The following is an 18,120-nucleotide window of genomic DNA, read 5'->3' on the forward strand; positions in this document are numbered from 1 at the left end:
CATGCAACTCAATCACCCTCTTGGATGATGCTTCGCGTGCAGGCTCTTCAGCCGCTCCCGCGCCACATGGGTGTAGATCTGCGTCGTTGACAGGTCCGAGTGCCCCAGCAGCAGCTGCACCGCGCGCAGATCGGCGCCATGGTTCAGCAGATGGGTGGCGAACGCATGGCGCAAGGTGTGCGGCGACAGCGGCACCGTGATGCCGGCCAGGGCCGCGTACTTCTTGATCAAGTTCCAGAACATCTGGCGCGTCATGTGAGACGAGCGCACGGTGATGAACAGCATGTCGCTGGCCTGGCCCTTGAGCAGCAGGCCGCGGGCCCCTTGCAGATAGCGCATCAGCCAGCCATGGGCCTCCTCGCCAAAGGGCACGAGGCGCTCCTTGGCGCCCTTGCCGGTGATGCGCAGCACCCCCTCGCTCAGGCCGACATGGACGGATTTCAGCAGCACCAGCTCGCTGACGCGCAGGCCGCTGGCATAGAGCAGCTCCAGCATCGCGCGGTCGCGCAGGCCCAGCGTCGTTGCGGTGTCGGGCGCGGCCAGAAGGGCCTCGACCTGCAGCTCGCTGAGCGTCTTGGGAATGCGCGCGTTCTGCTTGGCCGTCTGCAGGCGCAGGGTCGGATCGGCCGTCAGCAGATGCTCGCGCAGCGCCCAGCGGAAGTAGCGTTTGAAAACGGTCAGCCGGCGATTGGCCGAGGTTGCCTTGCTGCTGTCATGACGGGCCGCCGCATAGGCCAGCAGATGCAACTCGGTGCTCTGGTCCAGCGCCAGCTGATGGTTGGCGTCCAGCCAGTCGGCATAGAGGCTCAGGTCGCGCCGGTAGGCGGCCAGGCTGTTGGCCGCCAGACCGTCCTCCAGCCACAGGGCATCGAGAAAGCGGTCTATGCCGGCCTGGCTGATCGCCCTGCTCAAGACGCCATCAGTCGAGTTTGAGCTTCTGCTGCTCGACGACCTTTTTATAGACCTCGAACTCGGCCTTGATCTGGGCCGAGAACTCGGCCGGCGTGTTGGCCACGACCAGCGAGCCGGTGTCCTCGATGCGCTTCCTGACATCGGGCAGCTCGACGGTCTTCTTCACCGCGTCATGGATCTTGTCCACCACCTCTTTCGGCAGGCCCTTGGGGCCATAGACGCCGTAATAGGCCATGCGGTTCACCGCCTCCAGGCCCACCTCCTTGAAGGTCGGCACATTGGGCAGCTGGCTCAGACGCTGGGGCGCGGCCACGACGATGGGGATCAAGCGACCGTCCTTGATGAAGGGCAGCGCCGACGGCAGGTTGTCGAACAGCATGGGCACCTGACCGGCCACCGTGTCATTCAGTGCCGGGCCGGCACCGCGGTAGGGAATGTGGGCGATGAACACACCGGCCAGATTCTTGTACAGCTCCATCTGCAGGTGACCGATGCCGCCAGTGCCGGAGCTGGCAAAGCTGTACTTGCCCGGGTTCTTCTTGAGCTCGGCGACAAAGCCCTTGTAGTCGCGCGCCGGGAACGAAGGGTGCACGGCGATCACATTGGGCGTGGCCGCCACATTGATGATGGGCGTGAAATCGGTCAGCGGGTTGTACGGAATCTTCGGGTTGATGGCCGGGTTGGCGGCCGTGGTCGAGACCGTGGCCATGCCCAGCGCATAGCCGTCCGGCGTGGCCTTGGCCGTCTCATTGGCGCCGATCGAGCCGCCGCCGCCGGCCTTGTTCTCGACGATCATGTTCTGCCCCAGCGCCGCATTGATCTTCTCGGCCAGCACGCGGGCGACGATGTCGGTGGTGCCGCCCGGGGCGAAGGGCACGACCAGGCGCACCGGCTTGTTCGGGTAGGACTGGGCCATGGCCCAAGGCGCGGCAAACAGCGAGGCTGCGAGGGCGGTGCTGCTGATCAGGAGGGAACGGCGCGTCATTGAGGTCTCCGACTGTGGTGTTTTGCGATGATTGTCCCCAGCATCCTACTGGATCCCCTACGCAACTCTACGTAGAGCGCAGCTCCTGGACGGGAAGCCCCAGCATGCCGGCCTTGAGCCTGCGGTCCACCGGCCGCTCGCCCAGAAAGACCTTGAGGATGGCGCCGTACAGATCCGCGCCGGGCAGCGGATCGCCGCTGACCTTGCCATTGACGCTCAGCACCAGGCCACTGTCCGGCAGATAGTCCAGATTGATCAAGTCCTTGCGGCTGACCTTGCCGATGCGGCGCAGATTGGCGTTCAGCTGGGCCACCCGGTCGGCCACGGCCAGGCGCTCGGCCTCGGTGCAATTGCGCTGCACGCCCTTGTTGATGGCCTTGACGAACTCCTCGGCGCCAACGCTGATCTGCAGCAGCATGCGGATCTGCACACGCTTTGGCCCGGTATTGGCCAGCACCTCGCTGGGCTGCTGAGACTTGCCGCTGAGGTAGAGCGCCGCCGAATAGCCCTTCAGCACCGCCACTGCCCGCATGCCTACGCCATTGAGCACCAGGGGCACACCGCCCAAGGTGACGCTTTCCGGCACGTCGAAGCCCTCGTACTGCAGAGCCCAGGCCGGCGTAGCCATCAGGCCAGTGGCGCCCATGGCCGCCAGCAGCAGGCCGCGACGGCCCTTGTTCACATCCAAACACTTCCGCATTGCGGGAAACTCCTTCAACAGCGATGGCCGAGCCAGCTTAACGCGAGGCTGCCCTGCTGCGCCGACCGCTACGTCAAAGCCCTGGCTTTTGCACCGACGGGGCGCTTCACACGGGCTCTTGCGCCAAGGCCCAATCGATATGCTCGCTCAGCAGCTCGCTGGCGCCCGCCCTGGCCTCGGTCAGCGCAAGGCGCAGCGCCGGCACCTCCTCGGCCCGCAGCGCGTTGCCGATGGCCACCGCCAGATTGCGCCGCCAGCGCCCATGGCCGATGCGGCGTATCGCGCTGCCCTCGGTGTGGCGCAAAAAGGCCGGCTCGTCCCACTGCCACAGCTGCAGCAGGGTCGGCGCGCTCAGCTCGGGCCGGGCGTCGAAGTCGGGCAGCGTCGCGCGCTGGGCGAATTTGTTCCAGGGGCAGACCAGCTGGCAATCATCGCAGCCATAGATGCGGTTGCCCATCGCCGCGCGCAGCTCCAGCGGGATCGGCCCGTCCTGCTCTATCGTCAGATAGGAAATGCAGCGCCGGGCGTCCACCCGATACGGGCCGACGATGGCCTGGGTGGGGCACACGTCAATGCAGGCCGTGCACTGGCCGCAATGTGCGCTGGTGGCCTCGGTCAGAGGCAGCGGCAGATCAACGAACAGCTCGCCGAGAAAGAACATCGAGCCCGCCTCGCGGTGCAGGGCCAGGGTGTGCTTGCCGCGCCAGGCCAGGCCGCCGCGCGAGGCCAGCTCGACCTCCAGTACCGGTGCCGAGTCGGTGAAGCAGCGGTGGCCGAAGGGGCCGATCTCGGCCTGCAGCCGATCGGCCAGCTGCTGCAGGCGACGGCGCAGCACCTTGTGATAGTCCCGGCCCCGGGCGTAGAGGGACACCTGGGCACGCTGCGGCTCGGCGAGGCCCTGCCATTCGATCGCCTGCCAGTCGGTGGGCGTGGCGGCCGGCAGATAGTCCATGCGCAGGCTCAGCACGCGCAGGGTGCCGGGCACCAGCTCGGCCGGCCGGGCGCGCTTCATCCCGTGGACCTCCATATAGTGCATGCTGCCGTGAAAGCCGGCGGCCAGCCAGGCGGCAAGACCTGGCTCCGCGTCGGCCAGATTGATGTCGGCCACGCCAATCTGTGAGAATCCCAGCTCACGGGCCCAGCCGCGAAGTTTCTCGAGCAGAGCCTGCGCATCGAGGTCGGGAGGGTCGTTCTTGGGGTGGTGCATTTGTCGATTCTAGAAACACGCGAATATCTATGGTCCGATGAGGCGGCTTGCGAGGCCTTTGCGCAGCGGCTGAGCCGCCAGCCCGCGCTGTTCAATGCCTGCATCGAGCTCCATGGTGGCCTGGGTGCCGGCAAGACCACCTTGGTGCGCCACCTGCTGCGTGCGCTGGGCGTCAGCGGTCGCATCAAGAGCCCCAGCTACGCGGTGCTGGAGAGCTACGAGCTGCCGCAGGGCATTGCCAGCCACTTTGACTTCTACCGTTTCAGCGATCCACGCGAGTGGGAGGATGCCGGCTTTCGCGAGATCTTCACCAGCCCCGGCCTGAAGCTGTGCGAATGGCCCGAGAAGGCCCAGGGCATGCTGCCCGAGCCGGAGTTGAGCATTTTCATCGAGGCCGTGGAAGACGACGCCCGCCGGGTGCGCATCGAGGCGCACACGGTCGCGGGCCAGGCCCTGCTGCAAGGGCTGGACGCCGCATGAGCCCCGAACGCCGCAAAGCGTTGCGCACGATGGGTGCCCTGGTGCTGGGCCTGAGCGCCCGCCAGCTGGCCTTTGGCGCCAGCATCGTGGCCGTGCGCGTCTGGCCGGCCGAGGACTACACCCGGGTCACGCTGGAGTCCGACACGCCCTTGGCCGCCCGCCACTCGTTCGCCGAGAACCCGGACCGACTGATCATAGACATCGACGGCCTGGAGCTGAACCCGGCACTGCGCGACCTGGTCAGCAAGGTCAAGTCCGACGACCCCTATATTGCCGGCGTGCGCGTCGGCCAGTACCAGCCCCGCGTGGTGCGCCTGGTGCTCGATTTGAAGGAGGCTGTGGCGCCCCAGGTCTTCACGCTGGCGCCGGTGGCCGCCTACCGCAACCGGCTGGTGTTCGACCTCTACCCGAAGCAGGAGCGTGATCCGCTGCTGGCCCTGATACGTGACAAGGAAGCCGCCGAGCAGCAGGCCGCCCAGGCGGTGCGCGATGCGCTGGGCGACTTCATCGGCCGGGTGGACAAGCCGGCGCCGCTGGCGGGCGGTCCTCTTTCGGCCCCTGCGCTGCCGGCCTCGGCCCCCGAAGTGCAGACGCCCAAGCCACCGCCGGCCGTACCGCCGCAGCCGATGACGCAGGGGCGTGTCGACCGCCTGATCGTCATCGCACTGGACCCCGGCCATGGTGGCGAGGACCCGGGCGCCGTCGGCCCCAGCGGGCTGAAGGAGAAGGACGTGGTGCTGGCCGTGGCCCTGCAGCTGCGAGACAAACTCAACGCGATGCCGAATATGCGGGTGATGATGACGCGCGACGCCGATTTCTTCGTGCCGCTGCACGAGCGGGTGCGCAAGGCCAGGCGCGTGCAGGCCGATCTGTTCGTGTCCATCCATGCCGATGCCTTTTTCACGCCCAAGGCCCGCGGCGCCTCGGTGTTTGCGCTCAGCGATGGTGCGGCGACCAGCACCGCCGCCCGCTGGATGGCCAATCGGGAGAATGCCGCCGATATGGTGGGCGGCGTCAATGTCGCGGTGAAAGACGCCACCGTGCTGCGCGCGCTGCTGGACATGAGCACCACCGCCCAGATCAAGGACAGCCTGAAGCTGGGCAACGAGGTGCTGGGCCAGATCAGCAAGGTCGGCCGCATGCACAAGGGCCAGGTCGAGCAGGCGGGCTTTGCGGTGCTGAAGGCGCCGGACGTGCCGTCCATCCTGGTCGAGACGGCCTTCATCTCGAACCCGGAAGAAGAGGCCAAGCTGCGCGACCCGGAGTTCCAGCAGCAGCTGGTGCAGGCGCTGGCCACCGGCATCAGCCGCTACTTTGCCAAGAATCCGCCGCTGGCGCGGCATCGCACGGTGTCTTAGGCGGCTGCGCCCTTGCGCTTGGCCTTCCAGCCGCCGTAGATCGCGAGCAAGCCCGGGATCACGATCATCGCCCAGATGATCTTCTCCAGATGCTGCTTGACCCAGGGCACATTGCCGAAGGCATAGCCCAGGCTGGTGATGCCCACCACCCACAGCAGGCCGCCGGTGACGTCGTAGAAGGTGAACTTGCTGCGCGTCATCTGGGCCACGCCTGCCACAAACGGCGCGAAGGTGCGCACAAAGGGCATGAAGCGCGCAATCACGATGGTGATGCCGCCATGACGCTCGTAGAACTCATGGGCGCTCAGGAAGGCCTGGCGGTTGAAGAAGCGCGACTGCTCCCACTGGAACACCTTGGGACCGAAGAAGCGGCCTATCGTGTAGTTGGTCTGGTTGCCGGCCACCGCCGCCACGCTCATCAGCCCCATCGCAATGGGCAACTCCAGCAGGCCGGTGCCGCACATCGCGCCGACGATGAACAACAGCGAGTCACCCGGCAGAAAGGGCATCACCACCAGGCCGGTCTCGACGAAGATGATCAGGAACAGCAGGGCATAGACCCAAGCCCCGTAGGCGGCCACGAAGTCGATCAGATAGCGATCAACGTGGAGGATGAAATCGATGACGAGGCTGAATATTTCCATGGCGCGCATTATCACCATGCGCCGCGACAATTCCGGAGGCCCTCCTACAATCGAGCCATGAATGATGTCCGTGCCCCCCTGCGCCGCGTGATCCGTGAGTTGCCCGATGAGTTGATCAGCCAGATTGCAGCCGGCGAGGTGGTCGAGCGGCCCGCGTCGGTGGTGCGCGAGCTGGTGGACAACGCGCTGGACGCCGGCGCCACCCAGATCAGCCTGAAGCTGCAGGCCGGGGGCATACGCAGCATCGTCGTCGAGGACGACGGCGCAGGCATCCCGGTCGAGGAACTGCCGCTGGCCCTGCGCCGCCACGCCACCAGCAAGATAGGCTCGCTGGACGATCTGGAGCATGTGGCGACGATGGGGTTTCGCGGCGAGGCGCTGGCCGCCATCTCCTCGGTGGCCGAGATGGCCATCGCCAGCCGCACCTCGCAGGATGCGCATGCCAGCCGGCTCGACGCCCGCTCCGGTGAGCTGAGCCCCAGCGCCCGCGCGGTGGGCACCAGCGTCGAGGTGCGCGAGCTGTTTTTCAACACGCCGGCGCGGCGCAAGTTCCTGAAGAGCGAGTCCACCGAGCTGGCGCACTGCGTCGATGCGGTGCGCCGCCATGCGCTGGCGCGCCCCGATGTCAGCTTTGCCGTCTGGCACGAGGGCAAGCTGGTCGAGCAATGGCGGGCGGCCAGCTCGCAGCAGCGGGTCAAGGATGTTCTGGGCAGCGATTTCGAGGCCGCCAGCCGTGAGTTGCTGCTGGAGCGCGGCCCGATGCGCGTGTTCGGCCGCGCCGGCCTGCCCGAGGCCTCGCGCAGCCGCGCGGACATGCAATACGTCTACGTCAACGGCCGCTTCGTGCGCGACAAGCTGATCGCCCACGGCATACGCTCGGCTTATGAGGACGTGCTGCACGGCAACCGCCAGCCGGCCTATGTGCTGTTCATCGACATCGCGCCGGAGCTGGTCGATGTCAATGTGCACCCGACCAAGATCGAGGTGCGCTTCCGCGACGGCCGCGAGGTGCATCAGCAGGTGCGCCATGCGGTGACGCAGGCGCTGGCCCTGTCGCGGGCGCCGGCTGCGGAGTCCCTGGCTCCCGAGCAGACGGCTTTTGCGGCACCCGTACCGGCGCAACAGTGGAAGGTCGCCGAGCGCGCACCGCAGCACTGGGGCGCCAGCGCCACGCAGGCGGCCCTGGGTCTGGCAGATCTGGCCACGCTGTATGGCCAGCAGCAGGCGCCCATCCCTGTAGCCAGGCCGCGTGTCGATGAAGAAGAAGTGCAGCGACCGCAGTACGTGCCCAGCCCTGCCCTGGCCTCGGCCGCCGAAGGCAGCTGGCCGCTGGGCCGGGCGATCGCCCAGATCGGCGGCGTGTTCGTGCTGGCCGAGAATGCCCAGGGCCTGGTGATCGTCGATATGCACGCCGCCCACGAGCGCGTCGTCTACGAGCGGCTGAAGGCCAGTCTGGGCTCGGCGCAGATCGAATCGCAGCCGCTGCTGATACCGGTCAGCTTTGCCGCCACGCCGCAGGAGATCGCCACCGCCGAGGCCCATGCCGACAGCCTGTTGCGCCTGGGCCTGGACGTGGCGCCGCTCTCTAGCAAGGCGCTGGCCGTGCGCGCCCGCCCTGCTCTGCTTTCCGGCGGCGATGTGGTCGAGCTGGCGCGCAGCGTGCTGGCCGAGCTGAGTCAGTTCGATGCCAGCCACGCGATCGAGCGTGCGCAGCACGAGATACTGGCCACGATGGCCTGCCACGGCGCCGTGCGCGCCAACCGGCAACTGACCCTGGACGAGATGAATGGCCTTTTGCGCGATATGGAACGCACAGAGCGCGCCGACCAGTGCAACCATGGCCGACCGACCTGGCGACAGCTGACGATGAAGGAGCTGGACGGGCTGTTTATGCGGGGTCGCTAGGCGTAAACCCCGAGCCGTGGTCCAATCCTGCCCTATGGCCACCCTGACACTCAAGAAAAAAGCCGCCGCCATTGGCAAGACCTTTGGCCGCGCACCGATACGTGGCCGAGGCATTGCCAATCCGCGCCCGACCATCGCCCAGGCGCAGAAAGAGCGCCAGGAACGCGAGGAGCGCTACCAGGCGCAGCGTCGTGACGCGCCGCAACGTGAACCGCGCGATTTCGGCCGCGATGCTGGAGCACCTCCGCGTCCCCGCCCCGCCGGCGCCCATGCACCGGACCGCCGCGATGGTCCGCCGCCCCGCCGCGACGAGGCCCGTGGACCGCATCGGAATGAACGCCATGAAGACCCGCGCGGCCAGGATCGCCCCCATGCCAAGCCGAGCAGCCGCTTTGTCCATGAAGACCGCAACCGCCCGGCCGAGCCGCAGCGCGATCTGAGGCCCGGCCCCCGCGGCTATGGCCCCGATCCCGGCCGCCCGCGCGAAGACCGCCACCCGGAGCGCGGCCAGGAGCGTGGGCCGGGCAGCCGCGGTGGCTTCGGCGCCCCGCGTCACGAGGGCCCGCGTGCCCACAATCCCCATCAAGGCCCTGCCCCTGAGGCCAAACCGCAGCGCAATACTGGCACCAGCGCCGGTGGCATCGTGCGCGGCTCCCGCGGCCAGGACCGCGGCCCGGCGCGCCCTGATCGCCCTGCCCGCGAGCAGCGCATCAATGAGCCCGGCCGCCCCCGCCAGATGCCCCGCGCCCACCAGGGTGCGCCGCTGACGCCCAATGAGGAGGGCGACCGCCTGTCCAAGCGCATGGGCGAGCTGGGCCTGGCCTCGCGCCGCGAGGCCGATGACTGGATAGCGGCCGGCTGGGTCAAGGTGGACGGCAAGATGGCGGTGCTGGGCCAGCGCGTGGGCCGCAACGTCAAGATCGACATCGACCCCGCCGCCCGCACCCAGCAGGCGCAGCAGGTCACCATCCTGCTGCACAAGCCGATCGGCTATGTCAGCGGCCAGGCCGAGGACGGCTATGAGCCCGCCTCGGTGCTGGTGCAGCCGCAGAACCGCTGGGACGACGACAGCTCCCAGGTCAAGTACCACGAAGGCCACCGCCGCAGCCTGGCCCCCGCCGGCCGGCTGGACATCGACTCGACCGGCCTGCTGGTGCTGACGCAGGACGGCCGCACGGCCAAGCTGCTGATCGGCGAGGACTCGACGATCGAAAAAGAGTATCTGGTGCGCGTGGAGGCCGTTGACCCGCAGGGCGGCGAATTGCTGTCCGCCGAAGGTCTGGCCCTGCTGAACCACGGACTGGAACTGGACGGCGAGAAGCTCAAGCCGGCCAAGGTCAGCTGGATCAATGACGACCAGTTGCGCTTCGTGCTGCGCGAGGGCAAGAAGCGCCAGATCCGCCGCATGTGCGAGCTGGTCGGCCTGAAGGTGGTCGGCCTGAAGCGCGTGCGCATAGGCCGCATCAATCTGGGCCATCTGCCGGTCGGGCAATGGCGCTATCTGGGGCCTTGGGAGCGCTTTGATTGATCATCCGCTCTGAGCGGGGCATGACCGCAGCCACAGCGGTCTTGGCCCTGGCCTTGCTGCTGGGGCTTCAACCGGTCACCACCGACGTCTATCTGCCTGCCCTGCCCGCCCTGCGGGCCGATCTGGGCGCGGGGATGAGCGCGGTGCAGCTGACGCTGTCGGCACTGATGGTCTGCTTCGGCCTCGGCCAATTGCTGCTCGGGCCGCTGGCCGACCGCATCGGTCGCCGGCCGGTGCTGCTGGCCGGCCTGGTGCTGTACACGCTGGCCGCCGCGCTTGCCGCGCTGTCGCCCACCATTGAGATGGTCATCCTGTGCCGGGCGGTGCAGGGTCTGGGCCTGGCCGCGGCCGTGGTCTGCGCACGGGCGATGCTGCGTGATCTCTACGAGCCGCAGCAGGGCGCGCAAATCATGGCCAAGGCCTTGACCGGCCTGGGCCTGATCGCGATGCTGAGTCCCACGCTGGGCGGCCTCGTCGCGGCGCAGTTTGGCTGGCGCGCGGCGATGGGCGTGATCGCCGTCTTCAGTGCCTGCGCGCTGCTGTTCATCGCGCTGCGTGTGCCCGAGACGCTCAAGCTGCGCAATCCGCAGGCGACCCGGCTGCTGCCCCTGCTTGGCGCCTGGCGCCAGATTGCCCGGCACCCGACCTTCGTTGCCTACGGTCTGCTGACCAGTCTCAGCTATGGCGCGCTGTACAGCTTTCTGGCCGGCTCGTCCTTCATCTACATAGTCCTGCTCGGAGCCTCGCGCCCGCACTACGGTCTGCTGGTCGGTGCCTGCTCGGGCATCTATGTGCTGGGCACGCTGTGGTGCCGGTCCATGCTGCGCCGCAAGACGGTGCCCGAAGCGATCGCCCGTGGCGCCTTCTTCACGCTGGCCGGTGCGCTGGCCATGGCGGCCTTGGCCCTCGGTGGCGAAGCCAGCCTGATCAGCGTCACCGCTGCCCAGGCGCTGTTCATCTTCGGCCATGGCGTGCTGCAGCCCTGCTCGCAGGCCGGGGTGGTCGGCCCCTTCCCGCGCCATGCCGGTGCGGCCTCGGCGCTGTCGGGCTTTGCCATTGCCGCCACGGCGTTCGGCGTCGGTGCCTGGCTGGGCGTGGCCCTGGACGGCCGCATCGCGCCCTGGGCCTGGACCATCGCCGGCTTCGCCGCGCTGAGCGCGCTGACCGCCTGGACCCTGGTACAGCGCCTGGGCCGCCCCGCTGCAGCAAGTGCAGTCTCTGCAACCACCTGACGAATCCCCTATGCCCCTGCTCGACGTGAAGGGGCTGGCCAAGCACTACGGCGCCAGCCCGGTGTTCGAATCGGTTGATCTGCAGTTGCAACCCGGCGAGCTGGTGGCCCTGCTGGGCGAATCAGGCGTTGGCAAATCGACCCTACTGAATTGCATTGCGGGGCTGGACAGCTTCGATGCCGGCCAGGTGCTGCTGGATGGCCACGACATCGGCCGGATCAGCGAGCAGGCCCAGGCGCTGCTGCGGCGCTCGCACCTGGGCTTTGTGTTCCAGGCCTTCCATGTGCTGCCCCATCTGAGCGTGGCCGACAACATCGCCCTGCCCCTGCTGCTGCTGAAGAAGCCTGATCCGGAGCGGGTGGAGCAGATGCTGGATGCGGTGGGATTGAGCGCTTTAGGCGCACGCATGCCCCGCCAGTTGTCCGGCGGCCAGTTGCAGCGCGTGGCGATTGCCCGTGCGCTGGTGCACCGGCCCCGCCTGGTGCTGGCCGACGAGCCGACCGGCAATCTGGATCCCGACACCGCCGAGCAGGTGCTGGACCTGCTGAGGGCGCAGACGCAGCAGGAGGGCGCGGCCTGCCTGCTGGTGACGCATTCGCAGCGGGCGGCGGAACGGGCACAGCGCGTGCTCAGGCTGCACGCCCACGGCGTGACCGAGGCACAGTGAAGCTCCTCCCTTGGAGCTGGCTGCGCCAGCTGTCCTGGCCGGCTGCACGCCAGCATCCCTGGCGCCAGGCCATGGCCATTGTCTCGATTGCTTTGGGTGTTGCCCTGGCCTTCGCCGTGCACCTGATCAACGCCTCGGCGCTGGCCGAATTCGCCTCGGCCGTGCGCTCGGTCAATGGCCAGCCGGACCTGGTGCTGCGCGGCGCCGGTGGCGGCTTCGACGAGCAGCTGTATGCCCGCGTGGCGGCTCATCCTGGGGTCAAACTGGCCTCGCCGACGGTCGAGGTGCAAACCTATGCGCTGGACAGCGAGGGCAAACGCTTTTCGCTGCGCATCGTCGGACTGGATCCGCTGCAGGCCGCCCAGCTGGCGCCGGGGCTGACGCCAATGCCGACGGCTGGCAGGGCGAACGGCCCCGCCACCCTGTTCGCGCCGGATGCGCTTTATCTGAACCCGGCCGCCAGTGCCAGACTGGGCGCCCGCAGCCAGACCATCAAAGCCCAGTTCGGCGACCAATTGCTGCCGCTGAACATCGCCGGCAGCGTTGCCGCCGAGGGCACGCCGCTGGCGGTGATGGACATTGCCGACGCGCAACTGCGCTTCGGCCGCCTGGGCCGGCTCGACAGCATCGATCTGCGGCTGCAGCCCGGCACCGACCAGGCTCGCCTGCTGCAGGACCTGGCCCTGCCCGCCGGCGTGCGCGCGGCAAAACCGGACGAGGCGGTGCAGCGCATCTCCAATCTGTCGCGGGCCTACCGCGTCAACCTGACGGTGCTGGCCCTGGTGGCGCTGTTCACCGGCACCTTTCTGGTGTTCTCGGTGCTGTCGCTGTCGGTGGCACAGCGGCTGCCGCAACTGGCCCTGCTGGGGGTGCTGGGCCTGTCATCGGGCGAGCGGCTGCAGATGATTCTGCTCGAGACTTTTGTGCTGGGCCTGATCGGCAGCGCCATGGGCGTGGCCCTGGGCACGGGTCTGGCCGCGACGGCGCTGCAGCTGCTCGGCGGTGACCTCGGCAGTGGCATGCTCGGCGGCGCGCAGCCCCAGCTGCAGTTCAGCCTCTGGGCAGCGCTCGGCTATGGCAGCCTGGGCGTGCTGGCGGCGCTCGTCGGCGGCTATCTTCCGGCGCGCTGGGCGCAGGGCATGGCACCAGCCCAGGTGCTCAAGGGCCTGGGCCAGACCGATGCTTCGCGTCACCTCGGCTGGCTGGGGCCGGTGCTGCTGCTGTCGGGCGCCGGCCTGGCTCAGCTGCCGCCCTGGCATGAGCTGCCACTGGCCGCCTACGGCGCGGTAGCGGCCCTGCTGATCGGCGGCATCCTGTGCGTGCCCGAGGGGGTGGCCCTGCTGTTGCGGCTGGCGCCGAAGCCCCGCCATGCGCTGGCCCTGCTGGCGCTGGAGCGCGCCCGCGACCAGCGCCACAGCGCGACGGTGGCGGTGGCCGGCGTCGTCGTCAGCCTGAGCCTGGCGGTGGCCCTGACGGTGATGGTGGGCAGCTTTCGCGGCTCCATCATGCTGTGGCTGGACACCGTGCTGCCAGCCGAGCTCTATGCCCGCACGGCCGACCGCAGCGCCGCCAATGACACCGCTTTTCTGCCGCCCACCTTCGTAGAAGCGGCCCGCCGTCTGCCCGGCGTGACCCGCGTCGAGGCGCAGCGCACGCTGCCGCTGCTGCTGGACCCGCAACGCCCCGGCGTCGCGCTGATCGCCAAGCCGCTGGATGCGAAAGACCCGCGGCTGCCGCTGATCGGCCCCCTGCTCGCGGCGCGGCCGGGCCTGCCCTCGGTCTACGTCAGCGAGGCCATGGTCACGCTGTACCAGGCGAGCCCGGGCAGCACCTTCAGGCTGCCGCTGCGCGCCGACGAGGCGCCGGTGGAGGTCTGGGTGCGTGGTGTCTGGCGCGACTATGCCCGGCAGCATGGCTCGGTGATGATGGACGCGGCAGACTTCGTGCGCTTGACTGGCGACACCCGTGGCAACGATCTCGCGCTGTGGCTGGAGCCCGGTGCGGCGATGGCGCCGGTGCAGGCCGGACTGCGCGCGCTGCTGCCCGACCCGTCGCTGATCGAGTTCGCCTCGGCGCGCGAGATCCGCGAGATGTCGCTGAAGATCTTCGACCGCAGCTTTGCCGTCACCTACTGGCTGCAGGCGGTGGCCATCGCGATCGGCCTGTTCGGCATTGCCGCCAGCCACTCGGCCCAGGTGCTGGCCCGGCGCAAGGAGTTCGGCCTGCTCGCCCATCTGGGTGTGACCAAGGGCCAGATCTTGACTCTGGTGGCGATGGAGGGCGCGGTCTGGACGCTGGTCGGCACGGTGCTGGGCCTGGCCCTGGGCCTGCTGGTCAGCATGGTGCTGGTCTTCGTCGTCAACCCGCAGAGCTTCAACTGGACGATGGAGCTGCATGTGCCCTGGGCACGGCTGAGCGTGCTTGCCGCGGCCGTGCTGCTGGCCGGCACGGTGACCGGCGTCATCGCCGGACGCAGCGCCGCCCGGCGTGATCTGGCGCAGTCGGTCAAGGAGGATTGGTGATGATGCAGCGGCGTGACCTTCTGCTGGCAATGGGCGCGCTGACCTTGAGCCCGGCTTCCAAGGCGGCAGCGCTGGGTGTGACGCCGCGGCCGCTGCGCTTCCCTGCCGACTTCGGCGCCCACCCGGACACGCATATCGAGTGGTGGTATCTGACCGGCGCGCTGGTGCCAAGCGGGACCGATGCGGCCACGCCCATCTACGGCTTCCAGCTGACCTTCTTCCGCGTACGCACCGCGGTTGACCCCGCCCACCCCAGCCGCTTTGCCGCCAAGCAGCTGCTGATGGCCCATGCGGCGCTGACCGACCTCTCGACCAAGACCCTGCGCCACGACCAGGCCCTGGCCCGCAGCGGCTTCGGCCTCGCCGCGGCCGCCGAGCCCGACACCGATGTGGTCTTGCACGGCTGGCGCCTGCGCCGCCACGCCAGCGCCGGCTACCGGGCCGAGCTGAAGAGCGAGCGCGCCAATTTCGCGCTGACGCTGGACTTGAAGCCAACGCAGCCGCTGCTGCTGCAGGGCCAGGCCGGCTACTCGCGCAAAGGCCCGGAGCCCGGTGCAGCCAGCCACTATTACAGCGAACCGCAGCTGCAACTGGCCGGCGAGCTGACCGTCGATGGCAAACGCCAGCCCGTCCAGGGCCGCGCCTGGCTGGACCATGAGTGGAGCAATCAGCTGCTCGGCACCGGCCCCGACAGCGCCATCGGCTGGGACTGGACCGGCATCAATCTGACGGACGGCGGCGCGCTGACGCTGTTCCGCCTGCGCCGCGCCGACGGCAGCGTGCACTGGGCCGGCGGCAGCTATCGAGCGGTCGGCCAGAGCCAGGTTCGCGACTTCGCGCCAACCGAGGTCGGCCTGCAGCCCGGTCGCCTCTGGAAAAGCGCTCGCACCGGGGCCAGCTATCCGGTCAGCTGGCGGCTGAACACCCCCATCGGCGCCTTCGAGCTGCGCGCCCTGCTCGACGACCAGGAGCTCGACGCCCGCAGCAGCACCGGCACCGTCTATTGGGAAGGCCTGTCCGAGTTGCTGGACGGCAGTGGCCGCCGCGTCGGCCTGGGCTACCTGGAGATGACCGGCTATGCCGGGGCGCTGAGACTGGGCTGAGCTCCGCCGCCGCCCCGGTCATCCCTGTTGCAACGAATGAAACACGGCTGCGAGCGGATGCAGCACGCTTGCAACGGCAGCGCTCCACCCTAGCGGGCGGCAAACATTGCCGTTGACAAGGGGAATCGAAACGCCATGAAGATCCACGTGATGTCCGCCTGGACCCTGCTCGCGCTGGAGGCACTGTTCGTGCTGATGCTCGCGCTGCAGCGAAACATGGGCGACGATGCTGCCGGCCGCGGCATGGCCACCGGCTTTGCGATGCTGCTCGCACCCGTCGTGTTGGCGGCCGCAGGCCTGCTCTGGTGGGGCAGCCGCGGCGGGCCGGCTGTGGCCTGGTGGTTGGGCTTTTGCATCGTTGCCTCGCCGCTGGCCTACGGCGCGGTGAACTTCTCTGTCGACATGCTGAAGAAGATCGACCGCGGCATGTGGCGGGCCCAGCAGGGCCGTTTTGCCGACGCCAGACTCACCCAGTTGGCCCAGGCGATCGATGGGCAGGATGCCGCCGTCTTGCAGCGCCAGCTGGCCAGCGGCCCAATCGACTGGACCGCACGCGACCGCTGGGGGCGCACGCTGCTGGGTCACGCGGTCGAGAAGGCGGTGTCCGACTATGGCGAACCCTCGCGCGCCGAATTCGTGCGCATGCTGCTGGCGGCCGGCGCCCCACCCGCGGCCAATGCGCTCGTCGCAGAGCCGGGCATGGCGTCAATCAGCGCGCACAACCTCGTCTACCACCTCTACGGCATCCACAATCCGAACGCCCTGGCCGTGCTGGATATGGTGCTCGCGGCCGGCGCCAGTGCGGATGCCGTGGATGAGGATGGGCGACCGATCTACTTTTCCACCTACACCGTGCTGCCGGCGCTGGAGATACTGGCCCGGCACGGAGCCGACTTCACCCGACTGGATCCACGCAGCGACCGCCTGCAGCAAAACGCCTTGATGAATGCGGTGTCGATGCAGATGTGGGCCGCAGCCCGCTTCTTCCTGATGCAAGGGCTCTCGCCTGACTACACGGCACCCGACGGGCGCAGCATGCGCACGATACTTGCCGAGGTCGATCCGCCAGGCAGCAGCTACTACGGCGACGATGAGCTTGCGCACAGGGCCTTCATGGCAGAGCTGGCCAAATATCCGCCACCGCGCTGAAACCCTGCTGCCGCGGCTCCGACACCTGATATCGGGATGCCATCATCAAGATCTCATGCCGCCCATCTCCAGCTCAAGTCGTCTGCGCTGTACCCGCTGCCTGCGGCCGCTCGCCACCGAGGCAGGCGGCAGCGCCTGCCTCTGCGGGCTGGTGCGGCCGGCGGAGCATCAGGTCGAGGTGCAGATACTGCAGCACCCGCTGGAGCAACTCCAGGCCAAGGGCACGGCGCGCCTGGCGCATCTGTGCCTGCCCGGCAGCGTCCTGCGGGTCGGCGAGGTGCACGAGCGGCCGGCAAATCCCCGCAACCTGTACGAGTTGCTGCTCTACCCCGAAACAGCACCGGGTCAAGGGCTGGCGACGCCGATACCGCTGGACGAGGCCAGGTTGCAACCCGCCAACGGCCTGCGCCTGATCGTCATCGACGGCACCTGGCGCAAGAGCCTGAAGATGCTGCACCTGAACCCCTGGCTGCAGGCACTGCCCCGCCTGCGGCTGCAGGCAACCCCGCCATCGCAGTACCGCATCCGCCGCGCCCATGCCGAACATCAGCTGTCGACGTTGGAGGCCATTGCCCTGGCGCTGCAGCAGTTGGAAGGCGGGGAACCCTCCCCGCTGTGGAATGTGCTGCGGCAGTTCGTCGCGCGGCAAGAGGCCCTGGCGTCAGAACGCTGAGGCCTCCGAGCGGCGCGCCCAACATGCACCGCGTGACTGAATCAGCGCACCTTGTTGCGGCGCCGGGCCAGCCCACCGACCGCCAGCAGCCCAGCCATCATCAGCGCATAGCTGCCGGGCTCGGGCACGGCAGCCACGGTGATGTCCAGCAACGGCGGCGCAATCGCCGTGTTGCCGCCATAGCCCAGCTCACCAACCAGGGTGGCGGCACCGGTCGCCAGATTGATGGTGTAGAAACCACTCTTGCTGGTGTCGCCATCGGTCAGCGAGGCATAGGCCATGCCGGTGGCGCCGCTGATGTCGAAGCCGGTCACATTGCTGGTGTTCATGCCCAGCGAGCCGACCGCCACCAGCGTGCCGTTGTTCGGTGGATTCTGGATGTAGAGCCTGTCGGTGGCGCCATCGATGCCGAACAGGGTGGTGCCGGTGGCCGGGTTGTTGTCGTTATTGGTGTAGGCCGCTGCGGCGATGCCGTTGGCCGCGCCATTGAGCATCGCGTCGGTGGTGGTGTTGCCGCCGGCCACATTGACGCGCAGGTTCTGGCCCGCATTGCTGGTGATGCGCAGGCGGTCCACCACCGGGTTGAAGTCCACCCCGTAGGTGCTGCCCATCAGCCCGGCAAAGGGGTTCGTGAGATCGGCCGGATCGGCGGCCAGCGAGGCGACGAAGGTGGCCGCACCGGTCATCGCGTTCAAGGTGTAGAGACGTGCGTCGCTGCTCAGACCGTAGACCATGCCGGTGGCCGGGCGCAGGTCAATGCCCAGGATGCGTTCGTTGGCGCCCGACAGGCCGCTGATGTTGACGGCCATGCCCGACCAGGTGGGCATGCTGCTGTCAAAGCTGACCAGGGCATTGGTGGTCGTCAGGCCGATGACGGTTTCGGCCTGGGCGCTGGCGCCCCAGGCTGCGGCGACGGCGGCAAGGCACAGCGCCAGGCGTCGGGTTGGCGATTGGGTATGAGTCATGAATCCTCCTGAACAGGTTGAACAAGGACACTTCGCCGCGGAGCGGCAAATGCCTTACGCAATCCGGTTCAGATTGGATGCAGGCTGCAC

The 18,120-nt window shown here is 68.4% G+C and carries 16 protein-coding genes; 10 read left to right on the forward strand and 6 right to left on the reverse strand.

The genetic code is table 11. The features are described from left to right. Positions 1-12: 12 nt before the first annotated feature. The 4 genes from xerD to queG form a co-directional block, all read right to left on the reverse strand. Positions 13-912 carry a site-specific tyrosine recombinase XerD gene (xerD, locus tag DES47_RS04820; RefSeq protein ID WP_243748157.1) on the reverse strand — a complete coding sequence of 300 codons (900 nt, stop codon included), beginning with the start codon at positions 910-912 and terminating at the stop codon, positions 13-15. A gap of 7 nt (positions 913-919) precedes the next feature. After that, the gene (locus DES47_RS29155) at positions 920-1,897 is read right to left on the reverse strand and encodes a tripartite tricarboxylate transporter substrate binding protein BugE (protein WP_133699491.1); all 978 of its coding nucleotides are present in this window, start codon (positions 1,895-1,897) and stop codon (positions 920-922) included. Between the two features lie 67 nt (positions 1,898-1,964). Further along, positions 1,965-2,597: a chalcone isomerase family protein gene (locus DES47_RS04830; RefSeq protein WP_243748158.1), complete on the reverse strand. Its 633-nt coding sequence runs from the start codon at positions 2,595-2,597 to the stop codon at positions 1,965-1,967. Between the two features lie 106 nt (positions 2,598-2,703). Beyond that, positions 2,704-3,804 carry a tRNA epoxyqueuosine(34) reductase QueG gene (gene queG / locus DES47_RS04835; RefSeq protein ID WP_133699492.1) on the reverse strand — a complete coding sequence of 367 codons (1,101 nt, stop codon included), beginning with the start codon at positions 3,802-3,804 and terminating at the stop codon, positions 2,704-2,706. Here queG and tsaE point away from each other — a divergent pair. Both tsaE and DES47_RS04845 read left to right on the forward strand, forming a co-directional pair. Then, positions 3,799-4,284 carry a tRNA (adenosine(37)-N6)-threonylcarbamoyltransferase complex ATPase subunit type 1 TsaE gene (gene tsaE / locus DES47_RS04840; protein ID WP_133699493.1) on the forward strand — a complete coding sequence of 162 codons (486 nt, stop codon included), beginning with the start codon at positions 3,799-3,801 and terminating at the stop codon, positions 4,282-4,284. The two genes, queG and tsaE, sit on opposite strands and share 6 nt — an antisense overlap. Continuing rightward, positions 4,281-5,642, forward strand: a complete 1,362-nt coding sequence (locus tag DES47_RS04845; protein ID WP_133699494.1) for an N-acetylmuramoyl-L-alanine amidase — start codon at positions 4,281-4,283, stop codon at positions 5,640-5,642. Before tsaE ends, DES47_RS04845 begins: the two co-directional genes overlap by 4 nt. On the opposite strand, the gene DES47_RS04850 is transcribed toward DES47_RS04845, so the two are convergent. Beyond that, a complete protein-coding gene (locus tag DES47_RS04850) occupies positions 5,639-6,286 on the reverse strand; it encodes a DedA family protein (RefSeq protein ID WP_133699495.1) in 648 nt (215 codons plus the stop codon). The genes DES47_RS04845 and DES47_RS04850 overlap by 4 nt on opposite strands. Positions 6,287-6,343: 57 nt before the next feature. On the opposite strand from DES47_RS04850, the gene mutL reads away from it, so the two are divergent. The 8 genes from mutL to DES47_RS04890 all read left to right on the forward strand — a co-directional run bounded on the left by mutL (position 6,344) and on the right by DES47_RS04890 (position 17,065). Beyond that, positions 6,344-8,191, forward strand: a complete 1,848-nt coding sequence (gene mutL, locus DES47_RS04855; RefSeq protein ID WP_133699496.1) for a DNA mismatch repair endonuclease MutL — start codon at positions 6,344-6,346, stop codon at positions 8,189-8,191. 34 nt (positions 8,192-8,225) lie between these two features. After that, positions 8,226-9,719: a pseudouridine synthase gene (locus DES47_RS04860; RefSeq protein WP_133699497.1), complete on the forward strand. Its 1,494-nt coding sequence runs from the start codon at positions 8,226-8,228 to the stop codon at positions 9,717-9,719. A gap of 20 nt (positions 9,720-9,739) precedes the next feature. Continuing rightward, entirely contained in the window at positions 9,740-10,951 is a 1,212-nt protein-coding gene (locus DES47_RS04865) for a Bcr/CflA family efflux MFS transporter (RefSeq protein WP_133699498.1), read from the forward strand. A 10-nt stretch (positions 10,952-10,961) separates the two neighbouring features. Next, positions 10,962-11,618 (forward strand): ABC transporter ATP-binding protein, encoded by a 657-nt coding sequence (locus DES47_RS04870; protein WP_133699499.1) that lies wholly within the window; start codon positions 10,962-10,964, stop codon positions 11,616-11,618. Further along, positions 11,615-14,140 carry an FtsX-like permease family protein gene (locus tag DES47_RS04875; protein WP_243748160.1) on the forward strand — a complete coding sequence of 842 codons (2,526 nt, stop codon included), beginning with the start codon at positions 11,615-11,617 and terminating at the stop codon, positions 14,138-14,140. The genes DES47_RS04870 and DES47_RS04875 overlap by 4 nt, the downstream gene beginning before the upstream one ends. Positions 14,141-14,142: 2 nt before the next feature. After that, positions 14,143-15,243 (forward strand): lipocalin-like domain-containing protein, encoded by a 1,101-nt coding sequence (locus DES47_RS04880; RefSeq protein WP_133699729.1) that lies wholly within the window; start codon positions 14,143-14,145, stop codon positions 15,241-15,243. Positions 15,244-15,378: 135 nt separating this feature from the next. Continuing rightward, a complete protein-coding gene (locus DES47_RS04885; protein ID WP_133699500.1) occupies positions 15,379-16,392 on the forward strand; it encodes a hypothetical protein in 1,014 nt (337 codons plus the stop codon). A 55-nt stretch (positions 16,393-16,447) separates the two neighbouring features. Further along, a complete protein-coding gene (locus DES47_RS04890) occupies positions 16,448-17,065 on the forward strand; it encodes a tRNA-uridine aminocarboxypropyltransferase (RefSeq protein ID WP_133699501.1) in 618 nt (205 codons plus the stop codon). A gap of 41 nt (positions 17,066-17,106) precedes the next feature. Here DES47_RS04890 and DES47_RS04895 read toward each other — a convergent pair whose 3' ends face one another. Beyond that, complete coding sequence (locus DES47_RS04895) at positions 17,107-18,030, reverse strand: DUF4394 domain-containing protein (RefSeq protein ID WP_133699730.1); 924 nt, start codon at positions 18,028-18,030, stop codon at positions 17,107-17,109. Between the last annotated feature and the right edge of the window lie 90 nt (positions 18,031-18,120).

Source organism: Roseateles toxinivorans (assembly GCF_004362525.1).
In the GTDB taxonomy this organism is placed as follows: domain Bacteria; phylum Pseudomonadota; class Gammaproteobacteria; order Burkholderiales; family Burkholderiaceae_C; genus Paucibacter; species Paucibacter toxinivorans.